The organism is Maritalea sp. (genome assembly GCF_051251695.1).
Lineage (GTDB): Bacteria > Pseudomonadota > Alphaproteobacteria > Rhizobiales > Devosiaceae > Maritalea.
The window spans coordinates 37,162-59,594 of record NZ_JBPOEU010000022.1 but is presented as its reverse complement, the minus strand read 5'-3'; the positions used below and the strand labels follow the sequence as shown (position 1 = coordinate 59,594).

Sequence of the window (22,433 nt, the reverse complement as noted above, 5' to 3'; positions counted from 1 at the left end):
ACAACCAACCCAAGTCTGATCGCCAAATCAGGTCGCGATTTCCTCGAAGTTGTTAAAGAAATTTGCGACATCGTAGACGGCCCTGTTTCCGCCGAAGTTGCCTCAACCGAATATGACGGCATGGTCGCAGAAGGCGAGCACCTCGCCAAAATCGCTAAAAACGTTGTCATCAAATTGCCATTGACCATGGACGGCTTGAAAGCGTGTAAGTATTTCACCGGTAAAGGCATCAAAACAAACGTCACATTGTGTTTTTCTGCCAATCAGGCGTTGTTGGCTGCAAAAGCGGGCGCGACATATGTGTCCCCGTTTATTGGCCGTTTGGACGATATCAACCTTGATGGCATGCAGTTGATCGAAGATATCCGCACGATTTATGACAATTATGGTTATGAAACTGAAATCTTGGCCGCGTCTATTCGCTCTGCAAACCATGTTTCAGATGCTGCCCTTTCAGGTGCTGACGTCGCGACCATTCCACCGGGCGTTATCCGCAAATTGGCAGAACACCCATTGACCGCAAAAGGCCTAGAAGCCTTTGTGAAAGACTGGGCGTCAACTGGTCAGAAAATCCTTTAGTTAATCGATCTAAAAGCGAACGGAAAAGCGATGAGCGATAAAGCTTTAGAAGCCCAAGTGCGCGATGTTTTGCAACGCGTACAATTGCCGGGCGGTGGACCCCTTGCCACCTATGGCGGCATGAGTGACATCATCATCACCAAAAGCGCCATCGCGTTCGCCATCACCATCGCACCGGGGCTAGAGGCATCTTTTGCCCCCGTGCAAGAACAGGCTAAAAAGGCCGTGGCCGAGATCGCCGGTGACCGCAAGGTTATGATTTCGGTAACATCAGACCGTGCCGCCGCGCAAAAGGCGCAGGCCACCGCCGCGCCGCGTCAGCCCGGCCCACCGCCAAAAGAGCCCGTAAAGGGCGTCAAATCCATCATCGCCATTGCATCGGGCAAAGGCGGGGTGGGTAAATCCACAACAGCCGTAAACTTTGCCCTGGCGCTGCAAGCCAAAGGGCAAAAAGTTGCGATTTTAGACGCTGACATTTACGGGCCATCCATGCCAAAATTGTTGGGGCTAGAAGGCAAACCGGCGATGCGGGATGACGGCATATTCGCGCCCCACGAAGCCTATGGGCTTAAAGTGATGTCCATCGGCTCCATGCTCGAAGGCGACCAAGCCGTTGTTTGGCGTGGCCCCATGGCCACTTCAGCCCTTCGCCAATTGCTGCGCGAAACCGACTGGGGCGAAATCGACACGCTTGTTGTTGATCTACCACCCGGGACCGGCGACGTACATATTTCACTCGTTCAACAGGTGCCGCTTACCGGCGCAATTGTGGTTTCAACACCACAAGATCTAGCGCTGATCGACGCAAAAAAAGCCATCGACATGTTCGCCCGCACCAAAGTGACGATTTTGGGCATCGTCGAAAATATGAGCTATTTCCTTTGCCCATCCTGTGGCACTCGCTCCGATATTTTTGGCCATGGCGGTGCTAAAGAAACAGCGAAAAAGCTCGGCGTTCCCTTTCTCGGCGCTATACCGCTGCACATGGACATCCGCGAACGCTCCGACGCTGGAACACCCATCGTCGCCACCGCACCCGACAGCCCAGAATCAAAAGCGTTTTTGGATATTGCTGAGATGGTTGGCTAGTTTTGATCCCGCATCAAGTGCGGGAATGCCAGCTTCGAGCCTATCTTTCGTGATGCTGCGCCGCGCACGAATGTCAGCTATTCTGGCATCACCCTTAGCCGCATCGCAAGCACGCCGGTCAGGATCACTGCTATGACTAGAAAGCCTGCACCGAAAATCCACGCAACAGGTGTGGAATAAAGCTTGGCCATGGCTCCTACCAAGACCAATCCTAGTGCCGCCCCCAGCTGCTGTATTAGGGATCGCAGAGACAGCATTGTAGACCTCTGACGATCTTGTACACATCTATGCAGGATGCTACTGGCAGGTGTCTCGCTTGCGCCAAGAATGACAGAATACACAATAAAAATGCCTACAAATCCGCCAATGCCGACTTGCATCGCCAGTGCTATCTGAACAGCCGCGAGACACGCAAAAATTGCCATAAGTGTGACCGCGTGGCGACGCTTGAATATCTGGCTGATGTGGGGAGCCAGCGATGCACCAAACGCGATTGAGAAAAAGTAGCAGGCAGTCAGAGCGCCAATAGCGGTATTTGCATAGCCCTGATCCAACATCGGCTTGGCGTATGTCGGCCAGATCACCTCGACCGGATTAGTTGCCATTATGAAAAACGCTAAAGCCGTCAAAAGTATTGAAAGGGTAGGATGTTTCAACGCAAGACGACCGGCCTCTGTGATCACCGATGGGACGTTGGCAAACCCTTGTTTGAGGGCGTTGGGATTAAGTGAGCGCGGTTCTTCGGCAATGGCAAACATGGTGTAAATCAACACGCCGACCATCACGGCAAAGCTTGCTGCGTAGGAAACATCATAGATGCTGAATCCGTGCCTCTGAACTACCGAACCGAATGCATCGGGCAGGATGCCACCCAAAACGGCGCCGATAGCTAGGCCCATAGCATTGGCCCACTGAGCTTTGGCGAGCGCAGGTTGGACATCCACATTTGGCGCATTGGCTTTGAAAGTCTCAACAAACCAGGCATCTAGCGTGCCTGACCGCAGAGCACGTCCAAATCCGATGAAGGCAAACGAAAGAGCCAGAACGTAGAAATCACTAGCTGACAGGAAAACCGCTAACGAAATCAAACTGGCAACAACCGCCGCAAGAAAAACCGGCTTGCGTCCAATGTTATCTGCTAAGCCGCCGAACGGGAGTTCCATCGCCATTGTTGTGATCGAGTAGACCCCGAACAGAAGCGAAATCTGGAAGAGGTCCATGCCTCGATCCGTCAACGCCAGCGCAACCACGGCCACCGTGAGACCCATGGCAAAGCGATCAAGAAACTGGTGTATCTGAAACACCCGAATGTGCCGTCGCGCTGACCCCGGCAGTGCATTGAAAGAGAATTCTACTTCGTTCGCCATGTTCGCAGTTTAGGGATTACTAACTTCGAAAACAATAACTTGGCACCGCTACGGTAGTCATTCGCGCGTCAAAGCGGTCATTCGACAAAGAACGGCGAAGGTCAGAAAAGTCCGAAAATCAGCCTTTGACCCAAAATTTCCCGCCTACCGCACCACCGTAATCTGCTCCGCCGCCCGGGTCACCGCCGTGTATAAATGCCGCGCGCGGTCTTCGCGGAAGGCCCAGCTTTCGTCAAACAGATAAACATTGTCCCATTGGCTGCCTTGGGCTTTATGGACGGTGAGGGCATAGCCGAAATAGAACTCGTCATATTTTCGCCGCTCACCCCAGCCCAATTCTTCTTCTTTGCCGTGGAAGAATTTTTCGTGAGTTTCAATATTCGCGCGGTTGGTGCGGTCACCGGCATCATCAGGGTTCAGCACCATTTCCAAAACGCCCAAGCCTTTGTAAATCACGTCTTCGGCAATCCAAAGCTGGCCGTTCAGCAATTGTTTCTTATGGTTGTTACGCAAGCAAATCAGCCGGTCGCCGACAACCGGTTCCTGCGGCGGCAGGTTTTTCAGCGCCCGTACCCGGTCATTATAGGAAATGCGCGTTGCGTTGGTGCCGCACAAAATTTGGTCAGTGCCCAGCACTTCATCACGATTGACCTCACTTTTGCGCACCACTTTAGATTGGCCATAAGTCCCATAATCAAGTCGTCCATTTTCACGAATTTCCAGCGACAATCGTACAATTGGATTGTCTGCCGCCTGTCGGTGGATTTCGGTCAGCATATAGTCGGGTTCTGCTTGGGTGAAATAGCCGGTGTCATTAATCGGCGGCAATTGAAACGGGTCACCCAACACCAAAACTTTAACCCCGAATGACAACAGATCTTCTGCCAATTGTTGGCCGACCATCGACACTTCGTCGATGACGATCAGGTCGGCGTCGTTGATGTCGCTGTCGTTATTTAGCTTGAATTGCGGGTTGCCCTGTTTGTCATCAACAAACTTGTAAATCAGGCTGTGGATGGTCGAGGCACCTTCGCAACCGCGTCGCCGCATCACCAAAGCGGCTTTGCCGGTAAAGGCCGCAAAAACAACGCTGCCCACATTCTTTGCCAAATGAACGGCAAGTGTAGATTTTCCAGTGCCGGCCCAACCAAACAGCCGAAATATTTGCGCACCGTTTTTGTCGTTCAGCCAAGCGTCGACGGCCTTTAGTGCTTCATCTTGTTGCGGGGACCATTGCATGAAAGAATTTCTCAGGTTGGAACTTACTCGTGCGAGCATAGTAGCCCCAAAAGATTCGATCCAATGCAATCTGTACTCAAGTGAAGTTTTGCGCATGACTTTAAACTATTGGCCCAGCGATTGCTCGCCGGACCAAGTTCTATTTAACGATACCGGGTAGACTTAAATCGCCGGATGCAACATCAAAAATATTCGTCACACACAAAAGCGGCGCATGAAGATTTGCGTTTACCCGAAGGGCTGAAGTCACACCGTCATATTTGGCGCCAGCAATCACGCCCGCAGTTGAAAATGGAACATTCACAATCACTTCCGCGTCCGCGAATTGCGGTGTGTAGCCGGGGCTATCGATGAAAAGCGGCAATCCAGGCCACGTAAGGGGCAGGCGGGGTGTCGCGCCCTCAGGGATGTCGCGAACACTCAGAGCGCCTTCGCCGCAGGCATCAGAAGGGGTCAAAACCACCCAATGGGAATGCCACTCATCTCCGTCGTTCGCCAAGTCACCGTCATTATTTTCGTCATAAAGTGGCGTGTCGTCAAAGTCTGGATGCGCGGTTGCTGCAAGGGCCAGAATGCCAGTGCCGCTTTCAAACCCGACAACAGATGGGTCCAGCGATGTTGGCCAAACATAGGCATAGACTGGCGCACCTGCTAATCCGCCAACGGAGGCAGGTTTGTCAGCACCTTCAACACCATTCGTGGTCATGTGGAACGTCGCCGTTCGCCCCTCCAAATGCACGTGCGCTGCCAAAATATCAAATGACGCTAGTGTATTTTCTGCAACGCTAGATGAAATTGCATCGTCCATTTTGTGCGCATGAACGCCATCCGCTGATGCTGGGGCCGTAAACCCCGCCAACACCACCAATGAAACAAGTTTGATTTTCATAATGTTCTCCTTCGGTTGATGGACTGTTTATAGTAGCGACTCGAAACTATTGCAATATTAATTTCGATTCGCTATTAAATTGAAATGCAAAGAGATGACAAAACCCGAATCGGTGATGTGTTGGAACGTTTGGCGCGGCTTCAGCAATCAGAATTGTGGATAAATGACCTCAATCCGGCGCAATTGGCGGCCTTAAAATATTTGGGCCAAGCCAACCAATATTCGCGTGCGCCATCACAGGTCGCCGCGTATTTGGGCGCGACGCGTGGCACCACGTCTCAATCTCTTAAAGCATTGGCTAAAAAGGGATTTATCTCAGAGTTACGGTCGAAAAATGACAAACGTTCAATTCGGTATGACGTGAATGAGGCAGCGGAAAAGTACTTGAACATTCACACCCAAATAGACCAATCAATTGAGCACTTGAGTGAAAAAGACGCAGCTTATATTGCTAGATTGTTAAGTAATGTGTTGCATAGAACTTTGAGCGCTAAAGGCGCTAAAAGTTTTGGGGTTTGTAAGAGCTGTAAGCATCACAACCGACAAGATGGTCGACCATACTGTCGATTGTTGAACGTTGAATTGGCACAATATGAGATTGATGAAATCTGCCATGAACATGCTGCTGCGGCGTGAATATTGAAAGCGATTTTATGACTGTGAATACGAAAGTTTTGGGCCTTTTTGTTGGAAAAGCGAAAGAGCGCTGGCCGGGTAAGCCACCAAGCGCCATTGCAAAATTTGCAGCCAACCGCGCAGAACAACTCATTGAAACTGGATTTGTGGTGGATGAGCAAGCAGACGCCCGCGTTCATGGCGGCCCAGAAAAAGCAGTTCATCACTACCCCTCAGACCATTATTCAAATTGGCTGGCCGAAAAATTCGACACTTCATTTGCCTTCAAAGCGGGTGCGTTTGGCGAAAATATTTCAACGGCAGGCGTCACAGAAGAAGATGTTTGTTTGGGAGATATTTTTTCCCTTGGCACAGCGCGGGTGCAGATTTCCCAAGGTCGTCAGCCTTGCTGGAAACTAAACATGCATACGCGGTTCCCAGATATGGCCATAAATCTACAAAATTCGGGCCGAACGGGCTGGTACTATCGCGTTTTGAACCAAGGCGAGGTGAAAGTTGGTGATAAGTTTGAGCTGGTCGATCGGTTGCACGAAGCTTGGCCGATGGATCAACTTATCGCAGCGCGTTTTAACAAGCAGCTGGACCCGCTCATCGCCAAAGACTTATCGCAAATCGATGAGTTGGCCAGCAACTGGCGTCAATATTTCTTTAAACGCGCAAATAAAGAAGCGCCGGAAGATCAAACGCCACGTCTGATGGGCACGTCTCAAAGATAAAAAAGACCCAGCATTTGCTGGGCCTCTTTCTTGCATGGAATTTTGTATTTGGGTTAAACCTTAGTTTGCCCAAGTGGTGTACCCAATTTTCATTGTGGTGCCCGCATATCCGTTTACCCGGAACTGGGAAATACGGCCCTTATTGGTTTTCATGCAAACATATGAACCAACGGGAATGCTCCAAATCGAAACTTGGTTAGACGAGAAGCTTTCAGTTTTACAACCTGCATAGCCTCGGTTTGATTTATTACCCACAGCGATTTTCGCGCCATTGATTGGCTTGATGTATTTCTGCGCTGGGTTCACCGCCCGATACCAAATGTCAGTGCCTGCACCGCCCACATTGCCATTGTCCAAATTGGCTGAAAATGTTTGTTTCAGATTGATCGGGCCAGTTGAATGGGTCACCGGCACAACAGGCACAGGTGCAATATTGGTGAACACGCGCACTGATGATGCTTTGTTGCGAATGGCGTTCGGCAAGTTCGATTTTGAATTTACATAAGTTTTGCAAATGCCGCTCATATTCGCATTGCGACAAAGTTTTGCTTTGGCCGTGCCGTGCAATTTTACCGATGCGATATTGTCGTTGAATGTTCCGTCAAGCGTGTTCAGCGTTGCCGGACCATGGCAGAATTCAGACCCTGTGAAATTGGCACCCGTATAAAAACAAGCCACATTACCCAATGGTGGAGGCGTTGGTGTTGGCGTTATAGGTGGTGTTGCAACTTCTGTGTCACCGCACTTGATCGAAAGGCTCGGGCCACTCGGTGTCATGGTGAACGAGAACCCGCAATCCGGGTCTGATGATGATCCACCGCCACCGCTTGTTGGCTGTAAATAGGTTGAACTGACCCAACCGTCTGGGCCTTCATGCTCAATATAGCACCAGCCATTTTCCGCGCATTCGTTGACTTCGACATTTTCTCCCGGTGTTAGCGTGTCCAACACGCCAAATGATGCTCCCGGTCCGGACCGCACATTTAGCGCGGTGGTTGATTGTGCCTGTGTGGCGAACGCTGCGCCCGCTGATGCTGTTAAAGCTGCAGTTGCGATAATAACGCTTAATGCTGTTTGAATGTTTTTCATGTCCCTCAATCCCAATCTTGTTGTTGCCCTTTGCTCGGGCTATCCCGATGTCTGTAGAAAAGCAAAAACCGGCTGAACCGCTCCTGAACATCTCCGTTCACAATCGGTTCAGGTGTTGGGATGAGGGTAAAATTTAAGCTTAACTATTTATAATCATTGGGATAGTTCTCGCGCCAAACCGCGTCAAGCTTACCCATTTTCTGCACTTTGTCGGCAATCTCCACCATTCTGGGCGCGTTTGCTTCATACCATTTTCGCCCAGGACTCCAGTGAACCATGCCACAAGTATAGATATCCAACGCGCTAAACCGATCCCCCAGCATATAGGGGCCGACTATGTGATCCTCCAATATGCCATAGAGCTTTTTGGCAAAATCATTGACGGTATGCTCATATTGGGCACGCGCGACTTCATCATCAACGAACCGCGCCGGGTCATCGACATAGTTGTAAGTCGGGTGAATGCTAGAGACCATATAGAACAGCCAACGCAAAAACTCGCGCCGCTCGGCACATCGTGGCGCAGGCACCAACCCGTCGCTTTCATGCTGCTCAGCCATCCAAAGCGTAATCGCCCCAATTTCGGTCATCACTTGGCCATCAGCAAATTGCAAAGTGGGGATTTGACAACGCGGATTGATCTCTTCCAATCGCACCCGCGCCGCTTCATCTTCAAACAGATGCCCAACTTGCACGAACTCGTAGTCCACCCCGTACCAAGCCAATTGCGCTTCCACCACAACCGACCCCCACCCACGCTGACCAAAAAGCGTCAATTTTTCCATTTTTTTCTCCCGTCTTTAAAGAAACTTAGGCGGCCCTTCGCGATTGCACAAGCAGGTGGTGGAGTTGTCGTCCTTCTCAATTCTTGCATTAACACTGGTAACCGGTGGAAGTGCCGCCGGAACGTCCAGTGCCGGGGATGCTAACGCAGTTTGTGGCAGCAGCGTGCAGGAGAGACACCGGGGTGAAAGAAGGAACCGCAGCGGAAAACGAAGGCACCCCAAAGGATCCTCATGGTGAGCCTGTCGAACCATGAATGTAGTGCAATACTTTTCCATCCTTCGACAGGCTCAGGATGAGGTCCGGCTCCAATTAGAGTGCTGGGGAAGTGAGCGCTGTCTGCCCCAACCTTTGCCGTCATCCCCGTGAAGACGGGGATCCAGATCGGAGCAAATCCCGAAGCACAAACGCCACGTCCTTATCCGCAGCGCGAAAACCACACAACGACAACCCGAAAGCGTTGCGTTCAAATGCTCACGTTATAAACGCCCAGCGCCGGGCCAACTTCTGCTTCTTCATAGCCGAAATGGGAGAGTAGCAATTTCTCAAGTGCTTCATGAACACGCACGGTTTGGTTGAACTGGTCGTCATTCGGATTTTCGATCAGCACTTCCGCCGCCTCCGCCAGCCGAACCAGAAGGGCGTGCACCACTTCATGCTCCTCGCGCAACCGCTTCACCACAATATCAAGAGCGCTATTGTGGCCCTCAAGAGCGGGGAACATATGCGCATCTTCAATGGAATGATGCCCATTGACCAACTGGCAGTGCTGACCGCACAAGGTGCCAAACACCCGGTAGTTTTCTAGCATCGGATTGTCTTTAATATGGGCGTGCAATTCGCTCGCGCTGGTATCGCCCTTTCGCACACCCACAAGCATCGTGCGCATCATCCGCATATTGCGTCGGTGATGTTCATGAATGGCCCGCAGATATCGCATCGGCAATGCCTGTTGCGCATTTAGCTTGTCTGGCTTCGGCGCCGTTGGCCGCGTCGCATCATCGGGAATTTCGATGTCATCAATCATGGGGTTGATCTTATCGTTCCAAAATTGATTCTTCTATTCCTCTTGATCAGGCGTAGCGGCAAAAAATCCCGACTAAATCGCTAACCGTGCATCCAACAAGTCCTTCGTAATCTGCGCTTCTGGATTATCAAACACCGCTTCAACGTCGCCTTGCTCAACCACCTTGCCATGCATCATCACCAACACGCGGTCTGCGACGGACCGGACCACATCAAGGTCATGGCTGACAAACAGGTAAGCAATGCCGTAGCGTTCGCGCAGGTCTTGCAAGAGCGCTAAAATTTCACCGCGAATAGAAACGTCAAGGGCGGAGACGGGTTCGTCCAGTACCACCAGTTTAGGCCGCAACACGAGGGCGCGGGCAATGGCGAGGCGTTGGCGTTGACCGCCGGAGAATGCGTGCGGATGGCGCTGGAGCATTTCTATTGGAAGCCCCACACGTTCCACCGCAGCGTGTACGCGTTCTTCACGTTCGGCGGGCGAAAGTTCTGGCATCAAATTTAGCGGCTCAAATAATGACTTAGCCATATTTAGGCGCGGGTCAAAGCTGCCGAATGGGTCTTGGAAGACCATGGAAAGTTCGCGTCGAGCCGCGGTTGGCATGTTCCCCAATTGACGGCCATAGGCGTGCCCATCAAACTCAATGGTGCCGCGCTGGGCGGTTTGCAGCCCGGCTATGATCCGCGACAGCGTGGTCTTGCCACAACCCGACGGGCCAACAAGCCCAACGCACTCGCCTTCTTTTATTTCAAGGGAGATATTGTCGAGGGCCTGCACATAAAGCTTGGGTTGCCAAAACGCAGTCGGCAGATGAAACCGTCGTGAAATCCCGTCAAGCCGCAGTAATGTTTCGCCAACCTCGCGGGACGTCGCGTGTCGACGTTGCGGGGAGGCGGCGGCGATCAGTTTCTTGGTGTAGGCCTGTTGGGGCGCACTCAGAAGTTGCCGCGCTGGCGCATCTTCAACGTGCCGGCCTTTCTCCAACACATGGATATGTTCGCAAAGGGCCGCCACTGCGCCAAGGTCGTGCGAGATAAACAGGAGTGCCATGCCGTGATTGTCGCAAACGCGGCGGATGAGATCGATCACTTGCCGCTGGGTGATCATATCGAGGGCCGATGTAGGTTCGTCGGCAATCAGTAGTTCGGGTTCGCCCGCCAAGGCGATTGCTAGACCGATGCGTTGGCGTTGACCACCGGATAATTCGTGGGGATAGCGATGTACAACCGTTGGGGGCAGATCAACTTCCTGCACAAGTTCTCGAACCCGCATGTCAAAATTGATATCGGGCACATGCAGTTCAAGTGCCTCTTTGATTTGGTCGCCGACCTTCATCAGCGGGTTGAGCGCTGTCATGGGCTCTTGAAAAACCATGCCGACATGTTTGCCGCGCTTGAGGGGACCATCAACATCCAGCTGAATGTCTCCTTCGCGGTGCGCGCCTTCTGGCAGAAGGTCAATAATGGAAAGCGCGGTGAGGCTCTTGCCTGACCCACTTTCACCCACCACGCCAACCCGTTGTCCCGCTTCTATTTTAAGTGACAGTTGATCAACCACTGTGTGGTCGCCAAACCGAATGGAGAGATTTTTGATACTAACCAGAGACATCAACGCCTCCAGCTTTTGACAATTTGGGGTCCAGCGTGTCGCGTAGACCATCGCCCAACAGATTAAAGCTGATCACGAACAAAACAATTGCCATGCCGGGAATGATCGCTTGCATGGGAAAACCGAAGAAGAAGCTCTGCGCTTCTTTCAGCATCAAGCCCAAGCTGGTTTCTGGTGGCTGGGTGCCCAGCCCGATATAGGACAGCCCAGCTTCGGCCAAGACCCCAAGCGAGAGCTGAATTGTGGCCTGCACGATCAGCAAATTGGCGATGTTGGGTATGATATGATTGAGGCTGATTTGGCCGTTGGAAAGGCCGGATAGTTTGGCCGCATCTACATATTCCAGCGTCCATAGGCTGAGCGCGCCGCCGCGAGCAACACGGGCAAATACCGGGATGTTGAAAATGCCGATGGCGATCATCGCATTGATTGCCCCGGGGCCGAAAAGCGTGGTGATGATGATCGCGCTAATAAGGGCTGGAAAGGCGAAAATGAAGTCATTGAACCTCAGGATAATTGTTTCCAACCAACCTCTTTGTGCTGCAGCGGCCAGACCCATCGGCACACCGATCAACGCGCCAATCGCCACAGCAAGCAACGCTACTTTTAGGCTCGTGGCGACGCCTGTCATAAGCATCGATAGTTGATCACGACCCAGATAATCGGCGCCCAGCCAATGCGTCCAAGAAAACCCCTTAAACCGATTTGGGATATCTACGATATCTGTCGGGTGAGGGGTCCAAACCAATGAAACTAAGGCTAATGCCAAAAATATGGTGCTCCCAATCAACCCAATGCGAAAGCTTGGATGTTTTAGGGCGCGGGAAAAGGTTGAGCGTTCAGCCTTCATCACTTTGCCCCGCTGTTCTTATGCGTGGGTCGACCATCGCATAAGTCAAATCAACAATGAACATCACCAAAATCACCATGGCGACCAACACTAGAATTGCGCTTCTGACAACAATCAAATCCCGTGCAGAAATCGCGCTAAAGATGAGCCGTCCGAGGCCAGGTAAATAGAAAACATTTTCAACAATAATGGTGCCTGCGATCAGAAAAGCGAATTGCAATCCCATAATGGTGAGCACGGGCAGTAACGCGTTGCGCACCCCATGTCGCCAAACCGCTTGGCTTTGGGTAAGACCTTTAGCGCGCGCGGTGCGGATAAAGTCCGCCTGCATCACATCAACCAATGCGGTGCGCATGATACGGGCCAAAATGGCGGCTTGTGGCAATGCCAATGCAATGGCTGGCAGAACCAAAGAGCGAAGCGCAAGCCATGGGTTTTCTGCCCAGGGCACAAACCCACCGGGCGGAAAAATCCGCCAGGTTACGGCAAACATCAGCACCAACAGCATCGCGAACCAGAAGTTGGGAATGGCAATGCCGATTTGGGCCAGCACCATGGATAAAGTGTCACCCAACTTGCCTCGGTTTTGCGCGGCGATAATGCCGATCGGCAAACCAATGAGCGTGGATAAGGTCAACGCGCCAAGGGCGAGGGGCAAGCTGACCTGCATTCGTTCAAGCAAGAGTTGGGTCACCGGCATACGTTGGGAAAAACTGGTGCCCAGATCCCCCTGCACCAGCCCAAATAGCCAAATGAAAAACCGCTGCCATGTCGGCCGATCCAAGCCAAGTTCAGCGCGCAAAGCGGCGACAGCATCATCCGTGGCGTTGATCCCAAGCATAAATCGCGCCGGGTCACCGGGCAAAATATCCAGCAGGAAAAAAATGAACGCCGCAGCGAAAATTAAAGTCGCTACGACGCCAAAAAATCTTTTTGCAGCAAAGCCAATCATAAGGTTCAATCGGCCTTGCTACGACTTGATTGTCAAGATCAATTTACCCAGCGAACGGCTGTCAAATCGTTGCCTTCAACAGGCGAGTTTGGCCACATGCCTTCAAGCTTTGCATCCCAAACCCCAGTTTTCGCCAATTGGAACAGAAAACCGTTCACTGCTTCTTCGCTTAGAATGCGCTGGGCGGCTTTCGCCAATTGCTCGCGTTTTGCTTCATCAGCGGTGACGTTGAGTTTTTCAATGATCGCTTGAAAAATTACATTGTCATATTGGAAGTAATAATCCGGGTTTGCATAAATCCCGATATCAAACGGTTCCACATGGCTGACAATTGAAAGGTCGTAATTCTTTGTCTTGAACACGTCCTCTAGCCACTGGCCCCATTCCACGTTGATCAATTCCAATTCGATGCCAATCTCGCGCAGTTGAGCGGCGATGATCTGACCACCACGGCGCGAATATGTTGGGGGTGGCAGTTTGAATGCGGCTTTCAACCCGTTTGGATATCCAGCTTCCGCCAACAGCGCTTTTGCTTTCTCGATGTCGCGTGGGTAGGTGCCCAGCAGATCGACATAATATGGATGATGCGGTGCAAAGTGGGTGCCAATAGGCGTGCCGAACCCGAACATCGCGCCATCAATAATTGCTTTTCGGTCCAATGCATGGGCGATGGCCTGACGCACCTTCAAATTGTTGAACGGCGCTTTGCCATTATTAATTGAAATAATGGTTTCGCCTTCGGTGGAGCCTTGCAAGACATTGTAACGGGGGTCTGCATCAAAAATGGCGAGACTTTCAGGCGCAGGGAAATTGGAAAATCCATCAATTTCACCAGCCAACATCGCGTTTTGCGCAGCGTTGGGGTCTGAAATAAAGACGAACGTCGCCTTGTCCAAATGGGCTGGTGTGCCCGTATATTCCGGATTGCGTTCCAAGATCACGCGGCTACCTTGATCCCATTGCACAAATTTGAATGGGCCAGTGCCAATTGGGCTGGACTGGTTCATCTCGGCGCTTTCAGGCGCAACAATCACCGCGTCGCCACGGCCAATATTGAACAAGAAGTCCCCCTGTGGCTGAGCGATTTGAATTTCAACCGCTTGCGGGTCGATAGCTTTCACAGAGTTGATCGGTGCAAAGATGCCTTTTTGAGCGTTCGTGCTGTCGTCAGCACGGGCGCGCTCAAAGGTAAATATTACATCTTCAGCATCAAAGCCTGTGCCGTCGTGAAACGAAACGCCTTCTTTGAGTTGGAAAGTGTATGTCAGCCCATCGTCGGAGATGGTCCAAGATGTGGCGAGTGAGGGTTGCACTGCACCTGTTTGATCAATGCGGGTGAGGCCTTCAAAAACATTGGCATAGACCACTTCATCAATTGCGGCAGCGGCACCAGCTGTTGGGTCCAGATGCGGCGGTTCCAACACCAGCCCCACGCGAATTTCACTGGCAAAAGCGCTCATGCTCGACACGCCAATAATTGCCGCTGCGAACAGCGATTTCTTGATCAATTTTTCAATAATCCGCGCCATCAACTCATTCCAACTTCACTGGCTAAAACCTACCATTGTTTTAGCCCAAATCGAGCTAAAAGCAAAAGCCAACTTTGGTTTATGTCATGCTTGCCGTTCGGGGCATGCCCCACATCCTGCCAGGTCACAGTCGTAACCCTATATTTCCCTCCCCCTCGTGGGGAGGGAAATATAGGGTGGGGGGGAGGTCGTGAAACGCTACCAACACCCCAAAAACTCTTGGTCCCTCCCCACGAGGGGGAAAGAAATAGCATTGCACAAATGTAAATTTAGCGACTGGAACTCTGCAGCTTCCCGCCCAAAATTGCTGGCACCAACCCAATTGTGATAATCAACAGGGCAGGCACAGCAGCTGATTCAAAATTCTCCAAGCTGGCTTCGGCGTAAACAAACGTCGACAAAGTTTCCAATCCGAGCGGCCGCAAGAGCAGAGTGGCGGGGAGTTCTTTGATGCACTCAACAAAAACCAGTGTAAGGGCGGCGACAAGGGCAGGGCGCAAAGTGGGAAGGTCAACTTCCACGAGAGAGCGCCAGCGATTGGCCCCCAACACATGCGCGGCTTCCAGCAAATTCGGGCCGCGTTTCTTCATGGCAGCTTCAAGGGAGTTATGACTAACCGTCAAAAACCGGACCGAATAGGCATATAGAATGGCAATAGGTGAACCCGAAAGCACCAGGCCAACAGTAACGTCAAACCATGCACGGGTTGAATTGTTGATGACCCCATCAAGAAACCCAAGTGGCACCAAAACGCCAATGGCTAAAATGGTGCCCGGTACGGCATAACCAAATGTGGCGAGATAGGACAAGTTGCGGCTGCCATCAGCGTTGACCATGCGCCGGGCGGTGAAATAGCCAATGCCGACGCAAAGCGATGCGCCAACAAGCGCCAGCCAAACGGTGGTCCAAAGGGCTTCGAGTATTTCCACACCGATTGCACCACGCATCAGGCGAACCATCGCGGTCGACATCAACTCAAATACCGGCACCAAAAACCCTAAACTTAGAATAAGGACACAAAACAATGTGGGCAAAAGTGCAAACGCAGAAGGGATTTTGACCCGGGTCGCCGGAATGCGGCTATCTCGTTTGGTGAGGTAATCCAGCTTGCGCCGCTCATGTTGTTCCAGCCAAATAAGGCCTGCAATAATGATAACGGTTGTCACCGCGAGTTGGGCGGCGCCTGGCAGGTTGGATTGATTGAGCCATGTTGCATAAACGATGGCAGTGAGGGTGTTCACACCGAAAAATTCAACAGCACCAACATCGTTGATCACTTCCATCAGTGCCAAAGAGACGCCGACGATCAGTGCAGGTCGTGCCAACGGCAAAATCACGTCACGAAAGGTGCGCCATGGGCCTGCGCCTAACGTTCGGCTGGCCGCAACCAACACGCCAGATTGCATGAGGAAGAAAGCACGACAACTCAGGTAAACATAGGGGTAGAGCACAAGGCTCATCACAAACACCGCCCCGCCAATGGTGCGAAAATCTGGGAACCAATATTCGCGAACGGACGTCGCACCCGTCATCATTCTGATCATGGTCTGCAATGGACCGGTGAAATCCATCACCTCAACCCAAGCATAAGCAGAGATATAGGTCGGGATAGCAATGGGCAAAATAAGCGCCCATTCAAAAAGCTTGCGGCCGGGAAATTCAAAATTGGAAACAAGCCATGCGCTCAAGAGGCCAATGGTACCCGTGAAGAGCCCAACGAAAAAAAGCAAAATCCCGGTTTCGCGCAAGGCAACTGGCAACATGCGCGAGAACAAACCGCCTTCCGTGCCAAAAGCGCCAATGGCCAACCATGCAAGCGCAATGGTGGGCAATGCCATCGCAAAAATGACAAAAAGCTCAACGAAAGACAGACGCGAAATCGCGCCTGTCCATCTCTTCATTGTCTGATCGCTAAAGTAAGCGATAGCCATACCTCAATCTCGCGCGCCACCAAGAATTCGGGTTCCACTCAAATTCAAGAGCGGCGCGACAAAGTGCTTGTGTCTATTGCTGTGGACCTTCGTCAAATTTAGTCGCATCGACCAATTTGCTTGCTTCATCGCGATTTTGGGCAATGGCAGCAAGTGAAAGATTATCAGCTTTCAACTCACCCCAACTTGCAACCAAGTCCGAAGATGAAACACCCGGCACCACAGGGAACTCAAAGTTGGTTTCAGCATAAATTGATTGGGCTTCGTCTGAAAGCAAAAACTCGATGAATTTTTTACCTGTTTCAGCGTGAGGCGCATGTTTGGCCAGCATAACACCTGTAATGTTCACATGGGTCTTGTTTACGTCAGCGTCGGGATAGACCAAACGGACAGAAGCAGCCCAGTCTTTTTGCTCTGGCTCTTTGTCGTTGGTGACCATTTTACCCATGTAATAGGTGTTGCCGATCGCGATGTCGCATTCGCCAGAAAAGATCGCTTTAACCTGCGCGCGGTCATTGCCTGTTGGTTTGCGGGCTAGATTGTCGCGAACGCCCTCAAGCCAGTTTTTCGTTGTTTCTTCGCCATAATTGGCAATTTGAGCGGCAACTAAACCGATTGTGTATGAGTGCTGGCCAGAGCGCGTACAAACGCGGCCTTTCCATTTAGGGTCTGCAAGGTCGGCGTAAGAAAGGGATGTTTCTTCAACGCGATCTTTGGACACATAAAACACACGAGCACGCAGCGACAGTGCCGCCCATGCGCCTTCTGGATCAACGAATTCGCCCGGAAGGGGAGATGTTACGTCAGCGGGAATTGGCTGCCAAAGGCCAGCTTTCTTAGCGGCTTCCAAACGACCAATATCAACCGTCAATAAAACGTCGGCTGGTGAATTTTCGCCTTCCGATGACACGCGGTCAACAAGACCGTTTTTGGCGAACAACACATTTGTCTTAATACCCGTATTGGCCTCAAATGCATCGGTTAGTGGCTTCAAAAGCTCTGGCTGACGATAGCTATAAACATTAAGTTCTTCAGCAGTTGCTGCCGCGCCAAAAACTGATGTTCCAGCCAGCATGATTACAGCAAGCGATTTGGACAAATTCATTTCTTCACTCCATTACTCTAGGATTGATATTCCCTCTATGGTGCGGTTTTGGGCGGTTTTATAGCCGAGGTCAACGACCTACATCAAGCCAAATGGGCCGTTTTGGGCCGGTGTTTTGGAATGTTTCTAAACTGGAGTGCAAAACTCTATATATACAGGAACTCTGCCTCAGCGCGTTGGTGTGTTGCGCTGCGTCAGAATGTCGCAGTTAACCTGCGGTCGTTGTGAGCCGATCAGCGGGAATTGCCAGTTTCATCAACATGCCGGACTTGCCGAAATTATCCAACGACAGCGAAAACTCGTTTGCTTTGGCCAATGCTTGGGTCAATGAAAGGCCTACACCAGAGCGCACAAGGTCGCCAGATTGTTGGTCTTCATCTTCAGATGCATGATAGACGATGAACTGTTCGTGCCGGTCCTGTCCATTTTCACCCATATCACGGACATGGATCAGCAGGTCGCCAGTATCATCATGCACGGCGCTAAGAACGACATTTCCACCAACCGGGGTTAAGGTAACTGCGCTCGCCAAAAGGTTCATGATGGTTTGGGTCAATAGTTTTTCATCGGCCTCGACCAAATAGGTGGTCTCTGGGATCGCGCTACGCACAAAAACCCGTTGGGCATTGGCTTGGCTGCGGATACGGGCAATACATTTGTTGAGTAGCAGCCCCAGATCGATTTTGTTGGCGGCTATTTCCATTTCGCCGATATTCAATCGGCTTAAATCGTCTATTTCTGAAATAACCCGTTCAACCTGTTTTGTCGCCTTGGAAATGTCCTCGACATATTCTTTATATCGATCATTCTCAATCGGGCCGTAGGCTTCGCCCTGCATCAAGCTATTAAAGCCAGCAATTGTTGCAAGAGGCCGTCTGATTTCGCGGCTCAAAGTGGGCAATATTTTATTCAGCTCGTCTTTTTGGTTATCAATCTGTGCTTGCTCAGTATGTTCGACCGACAAGAACCCCAACAACATGCCGCTATTCTGGTCCATATCCATGCCAATAATGTGCAAATCGCAATGCTGGGCACCAGCGAAAACTTTTATGCGTCCGCTGTCCGCTTTACCGGAAAGCAAATCAAGATAAGTGCCCCGTGTACCTGTGGATACATATTCAAGGATCGGACGGTTGCGTAACAAATCCACTGAGGGGCCGAACAAGCGACTGCCTTCCTCGTCAATGTCGAGCACATAACCAGCCCGGTTAAGCTGGATAAAACCGGCTCCCAATAGCGAGGCGATCTTCATGATTTCCGAGCGCGTGTCGTCCGGCGAACTGGCCAAAATGCCGTTTGTATCTGTCTTTGTGTCTTCTTGCCTCGCGGTCAGCATATAGGCGCTCGTGCCTTGCCAAACCGTGGTTTGCAGTCTGGCGGATACTTCAACTTCGCCTTCGTCCACTCTGATAATTTTGGAAACGGGGCCAAACCCCTCGTCGCCATCGTCAGCACGCGGCAAGATTGCATCCAACCCGGCATCGCGCAGATCCCCAGTGGTATTGTGCCCGGTTAAATCGGCCATGGCCCGGTTGGCAAACAGAATGTCTTGATCTTTAAAAATCAAAATGCCCAACGGTAATTTGTTGAGCACCAGCGCTTCATCACTCAGCGCCACCAAAGAGGTCGGCTTTTTTTGTGTCGAAGGGGCACTTGCAGTCGTCATAGAAACGACTTTACCCATTTCTTTGGGCGTTTTAGGGGTCGGGTCGGCGTCTGCGATTGATGAAGGAATGATCGGTGATGTTGTGACATTGTGCTTGCCACTTTCGTCACCAACATTAACCCGCTCCCGTAAAATACGGGACAATTCATCAAAATTGTATTTTGACGTCTTGTCTGTCTGTGCCCCGGCCTCTGCAATGGCCGCAGCCTCTTCTGCGCTCACGTCTCGCGAAATATGTGATGCTGAAATGCTCCAAAGGGTAGCTCTATCGCCATCTTCTTCGGCATTACCGTCGTCTAGCGCAGCCATTTCTTCCTGCACTGCGGTCAAGCTGTCATCTGTCTCAGCTTTTGGCGTTTGGGTTGCAACGTTAAGGTCATCCCAATCTTCGCCGTCTGTGCCTTCAATCGTGTGCTGCGCGAGGAGGTCGCCGTCGACCGGTAAACTTTCCTCAACCAATTCAACGCCAATATTGGCTGGTGTGGTATAAAGATGATCGATCAATTCAACTAAGGCACTGGGTGGTTTTTCGGCGCCGCCTTCGTCTTCCGTCTCTGCAATATCAGCGTCTGCATCGCTAGATTGTTCTTCCGGCACTACAGGGATTTGACCACCTGCATCTTTGCTTAATGATGCTGCAATGGAGGACATCGTGTCTGCTATTTCGACAGAACTGTCAGGTTCTGAAATGTCATTGCGGTCGTTCGTTGTCTCTAAACGTTGGTTTTCTGCATAATCGTTGTCAGTATCGCCAAGCACAGCTTCATCTGTAGACGGCGCGTCGATGACAGTTTCTTTAATTTTTGTTTGGTCAGCGTTCAAAGCGTTGATGTCTAAGACAAGCAGTGCCGCGTCCGCTCTAAGGTCAACTTTTAGCAAACATGCATTGCTGAGTGTTTCAAATGATGAAGCCAACAATGATTTGAACTTATCGCCATCCTCGTCAGCCGTCGCGCCAGCAACAATTTCATGGCTCTCGTCAACGATCGCATAAGTCAGGGCCGGATTAAACAACTGCTCATCAGCAACCAGCGCGAACGCGTCGCCGTCAAACTGGCTGAAATCAATTGAGTCAGTTGAGATGACCAAAAGTCCCAACTTTCCTTTTCGCAAAGAAAGGGGGACGCAAGAACATGTCGTTGAAACCGGCTTTTTACCCATTTGAAAGCGCATGCGCGAAATAGAAGCGCGACCTTCATGGCCCAATTTAACAAGACGCGAGACCTGACCCTTTAGCGGCACCGGGTCTGGCAGGAAGGTAAGGCCCTTTTTTTTCTTGAACTTTGAGCGGAATAGTTTCGCTGCCAAGTTGCGCCAAACCAGTTCACTACCATCTTCATTCCAGAACCATACAGGTCGCGGATCAAGCGCGTAACTTAATACACGTTGTCCAACACTTGTATAAATCCAGTCCTGATGCATGCTCACTCTTACTTCCTTGTGCCAAAATGAAACGGAATTGGCCCTTTAGTTCACTCATCCTTAAATATATTGCATAATGAGCCCGGTCCATAAAAACCGTCATAGGTGCCTTAAGAGACATGTTTCATGGTTAAGATGGGGAGGGCGGGAAAAAAATGAAGATTTGCCAAAATCCATGCTTGCAAAGCAGATAAGGGCGTCTTATGTTCCGGCGCACAAAACAGCAATATGCCGCCTTAGCTCAGTTGGTTAGAGCACTAGTTTGTGGAACTAGGGGTCCCCCGTTCGAGCCGGGGAGGCGGTACCATTCTTTCAAATCAAAAACTCTACTTTGAAATGCGCAGGTCAGATAGTTGATCAGCGATCTTTTCAAATGTCTTTTTGAGTTCAGTTACGTTGGATGGAAAGAAATCATGTCCATTGCCACTCGAACAATCTGACAACATTTTCCCATTTGACGAGTTTTTAGAAATCCCTAGCCCAATGGTGAAGATTTCTATTTCGACGTCTTTGGCCTTTGCATGTTTGCAAGCCAATTTCGTGCGTTTGTCCATCTCTGAGATGACTTGGGAATTCCACCAGCCCATGCCGCCCAAACGTCCATTGTAGGGCCACCCATAGGCGCTGTAATAGGAAGAACCGTTCAGGTTGTTGGCCTGTGAAGCGAAGTTGGCGCCATCTGTCATCACAATCATCACTTTACTCGCGCCCTCATCGTAGGCAACGCCTTCGGTAAATGGTTTTGTTGGTGAGAGCAGGCGCCATCCCCAGATCGCGCCTTGGTGAATATTCGTACCACCATCTGCCACCATCGAATTGATCCGAGCTTTCACTTTAGACATTTTGTTGGTCAGAGGTAAAACTTCAACGTCGCCACAGCCCGCATTGGGTCCGTCGCCTCGGTCGACGTAGCGGCCAGCGTATTTGCAAACTCTTTCTTGCAATTCGCGTTGGCTGAGGTTCCAATCCCACGCGCATGAGCCATTATTCTTCCAATCATTCAGATAGTCTAGAGGTTGCCAATAGTTGACATCAGGATAGTCTGGCTGAAAAACGGGAACAAATAAAGTTTCTCCATAACTATAGCCGGGCGATGTGCCATAAACAGGCTCAACATCATTTACATCTAATCTGTCTGCTTCAGCCTTGCTGGAATTATGCGATCGGGCTTCAACGCACCCTTCCCAATCGGCATTTGGAATTGACGCGTAAATTGACAAGCGGTTTAAGCGGTCAGACGAGTTGCTGGTGTCGTGACCGGTATATTGGTTATCATCATCGTCAAAATTGTCCCAACTCAGAGGAGATTGTCCGTTGATGTCGACGCCTTTGGCTTTGCGTTTTTTTGAACCAATATTCACATATTGGGTAAACGGCACAATTCCGATAAAGACCTTGTCCGGTTTGGACTCTCCACCAGAAAGAATGTCTACAGCGAGCTTGGCCGCCGTTTTAAGGCCAGCAATACGCGAGCCGCCCATGGAGCCGGAATTGTCCAAAACCATTGCGACTTCGAGGCGGTTCTTTGCCCGTGTCGCTTCAGATTCAAGGCGTGCAGTCATCTCGTTGATGCCAATGAGGCGCACAAAGAGGGTTGGGCGTTTGATCGTGGCGCTTAAATATAGCCGACCTTCGTCTTTATCGACCGTGATCTTGTCGACATTTACCGTTATTTCCGAATTGCCGACACCTTCAACAACAAGGTCCTGAGCGCGGCTTTGAATCCAGCCGGAACTTTTCTTGAAAATTTCGGGATGAAGCGCCAGGACCGTCGCATCCAGACTGACTTGTGCTGCCTTGCGGTTTTGCTGGATTGTAACAAAATCCACAGCAGAACCGCCGGTTGCGATTAAAACAACCGACATGATGGCAAAAATAACAACAAAAGCACCGCTTTCGTTACGCCCAAATTGCTTAAGTCTTGAGAGGATAAATGACATTTTTAGTCGGCCAAAT

At 50.9% G+C, this 22,433-nt stretch carries 18 protein-coding genes and 1 tRNA gene; 5 read left to right on the top strand and 14 right to left on the bottom strand.

Annotated features, from left to right (window positions below):
* The coding region (fsa, locus tag ACSHWX_RS13635; RefSeq protein ID WP_435668775.1) for a fructose-6-phosphate aldolase at positions 1-579 on the top strand (579 nt) is incomplete at its 5' end.
* Between the two features lie 30 nt (positions 580-609).
* A complete protein-coding gene (locus ACSHWX_RS13630) occupies positions 610-1,668 on the top strand; it encodes an Mrp/NBP35 family ATP-binding protein (protein WP_435668774.1) in 1,059 nt (352 codons plus the stop codon).
* Between the two features lie 77 nt (positions 1,669-1,745).
* Here ACSHWX_RS13630 and ACSHWX_RS13625 read toward each other — a convergent pair whose 3' ends face one another.
* The 3 genes from ACSHWX_RS13625 to ACSHWX_RS13615 form a co-directional block, all read right to left on the bottom strand.
* Entirely contained in the window at positions 1,746-3,035 is a 1,290-nt protein-coding gene (locus ACSHWX_RS13625; protein ID WP_435668773.1) for an MFS transporter, read from the bottom strand.
* A gap of 144 nt (positions 3,036-3,179) precedes the next feature.
* Positions 3,180-4,274, bottom strand: a complete 1,095-nt coding sequence (locus tag ACSHWX_RS13620; protein WP_435668772.1) for an ATP-dependent DNA helicase — start codon at positions 4,272-4,274, stop codon at positions 3,180-3,182.
* 139 nt (positions 4,275-4,413) lie between these two features.
* On the bottom strand, positions 4,414-5,163 hold the full coding sequence (locus ACSHWX_RS13615) for a hypothetical protein (protein ID WP_435668771.1): 750 nt from the start codon (positions 5,161-5,163) through the stop codon (positions 4,414-4,416).
* 84 nt (positions 5,164-5,247) lie between these two features.
* Between ACSHWX_RS13615 and ACSHWX_RS13610 the strand changes: the two genes are divergently transcribed.
* Positions 5,248-5,799, top strand: a complete 552-nt coding sequence (locus ACSHWX_RS13610; RefSeq protein WP_435668770.1) for a MarR family winged helix-turn-helix transcriptional regulator — start codon at positions 5,248-5,250, stop codon at positions 5,797-5,799.
* 17 nt (positions 5,800-5,816) lie between these two features.
* A complete protein-coding gene (locus ACSHWX_RS13605; RefSeq protein ID WP_435668769.1) occupies positions 5,817-6,515 on the top strand; it encodes an MOSC domain-containing protein in 699 nt (232 codons plus the stop codon).
* 60 nt (positions 6,516-6,575) lie between these two features.
* On the opposite strand, the gene ACSHWX_RS13600 is transcribed toward ACSHWX_RS13605, so the two are convergent.
* The 10 genes from ACSHWX_RS13600 to ACSHWX_RS13555 all read right to left on the bottom strand — a co-directional run bounded on the left by ACSHWX_RS13600 (position 6,576) and on the right by ACSHWX_RS13555 (position 20,477).
* Complete coding sequence (locus ACSHWX_RS13600; protein ID WP_435668768.1) at positions 6,576-7,604, bottom strand: SH3 domain-containing protein; 1,029 nt, start codon at positions 7,602-7,604, stop codon at positions 6,576-6,578.
* A 143-nt stretch (positions 7,605-7,747) separates the two neighbouring features.
* A complete protein-coding gene (locus ACSHWX_RS13595) occupies positions 7,748-8,389 on the bottom strand; it encodes a glutathione S-transferase family protein (RefSeq protein ID WP_435668767.1) in 642 nt (213 codons plus the stop codon).
* A gap of 464 nt (positions 8,390-8,853) precedes the next feature.
* Complete coding sequence (locus tag ACSHWX_RS13590; RefSeq protein ID WP_435668766.1) at positions 8,854-9,414, bottom strand: hemerythrin domain-containing protein; 561 nt, start codon at positions 9,412-9,414, stop codon at positions 8,854-8,856.
* A gap of 72 nt (positions 9,415-9,486) precedes the next feature.
* Positions 9,487-11,022, bottom strand: a complete 1,536-nt coding sequence (locus ACSHWX_RS13585; RefSeq protein ID WP_435668765.1) for a dipeptide ABC transporter ATP-binding protein — start codon at positions 11,020-11,022, stop codon at positions 9,487-9,489.
* Positions 11,009-11,791 carry an ABC transporter permease gene (locus ACSHWX_RS13580; protein ID WP_435668764.1) on the bottom strand — a complete coding sequence of 261 codons (783 nt, stop codon included), beginning with the start codon at positions 11,789-11,791 and terminating at the stop codon, positions 11,009-11,011. Before ACSHWX_RS13580 ends, ACSHWX_RS13585 begins: the two co-directional genes overlap by 14 nt.
* Positions 11,792-11,861: 70 nt before the next feature.
* On the bottom strand, positions 11,862-12,824 hold the full coding sequence (locus ACSHWX_RS13575) for an ABC transporter permease (protein ID WP_435668778.1): 963 nt from the start codon (positions 12,822-12,824) through the stop codon (positions 11,862-11,864).
* Positions 12,825-12,862: 38 nt separating this feature from the next.
* Positions 12,863-14,353, bottom strand: a complete 1,491-nt coding sequence (locus ACSHWX_RS13570; RefSeq protein WP_435668763.1) for an ABC transporter substrate-binding protein — start codon at positions 14,351-14,353, stop codon at positions 12,863-12,865.
* Positions 14,354-14,622: 269 nt separating this feature from the next.
* Positions 14,623-16,284 carry an ABC transporter permease gene (locus ACSHWX_RS13565; protein ID WP_435668762.1) on the bottom strand — a complete coding sequence of 554 codons (1,662 nt, stop codon included), beginning with the start codon at positions 16,282-16,284 and terminating at the stop codon, positions 14,623-14,625.
* Positions 16,285-16,357: 73 nt separating this feature from the next.
* Positions 16,358-17,389, bottom strand: coding sequence for an extracellular solute-binding protein (locus ACSHWX_RS13560; RefSeq protein WP_435668761.1), 1,032 nt, complete (start codon positions 17,387-17,389; stop codon positions 16,358-16,360).
* Between the two features lie 208 nt (positions 17,390-17,597).
* Positions 17,598-20,477, bottom strand: coding sequence for a sensor histidine kinase (locus ACSHWX_RS13555; RefSeq protein ID WP_435668777.1), 2,880 nt, complete (start codon positions 20,475-20,477; stop codon positions 17,598-17,600).
* A gap of 230 nt (positions 20,478-20,707) precedes the next feature.
* On the opposite strand from ACSHWX_RS13555, the gene ACSHWX_RS13550 reads away from it, so the two are divergent.
* Positions 20,708-20,784 (top strand) — tRNA-His (locus ACSHWX_RS13550).
* Between the two features lie 19 nt (positions 20,785-20,803).
* Here ACSHWX_RS13550 and ACSHWX_RS13545 read toward each other — a convergent pair.
* Positions 20,804-22,417, bottom strand: a complete 1,614-nt coding sequence (locus ACSHWX_RS13545) for a hypothetical protein (protein ID WP_435668760.1) — start codon at positions 22,415-22,417, stop codon at positions 20,804-20,806.
* Positions 22,418-22,433: the final 16 nt, after the last annotated feature.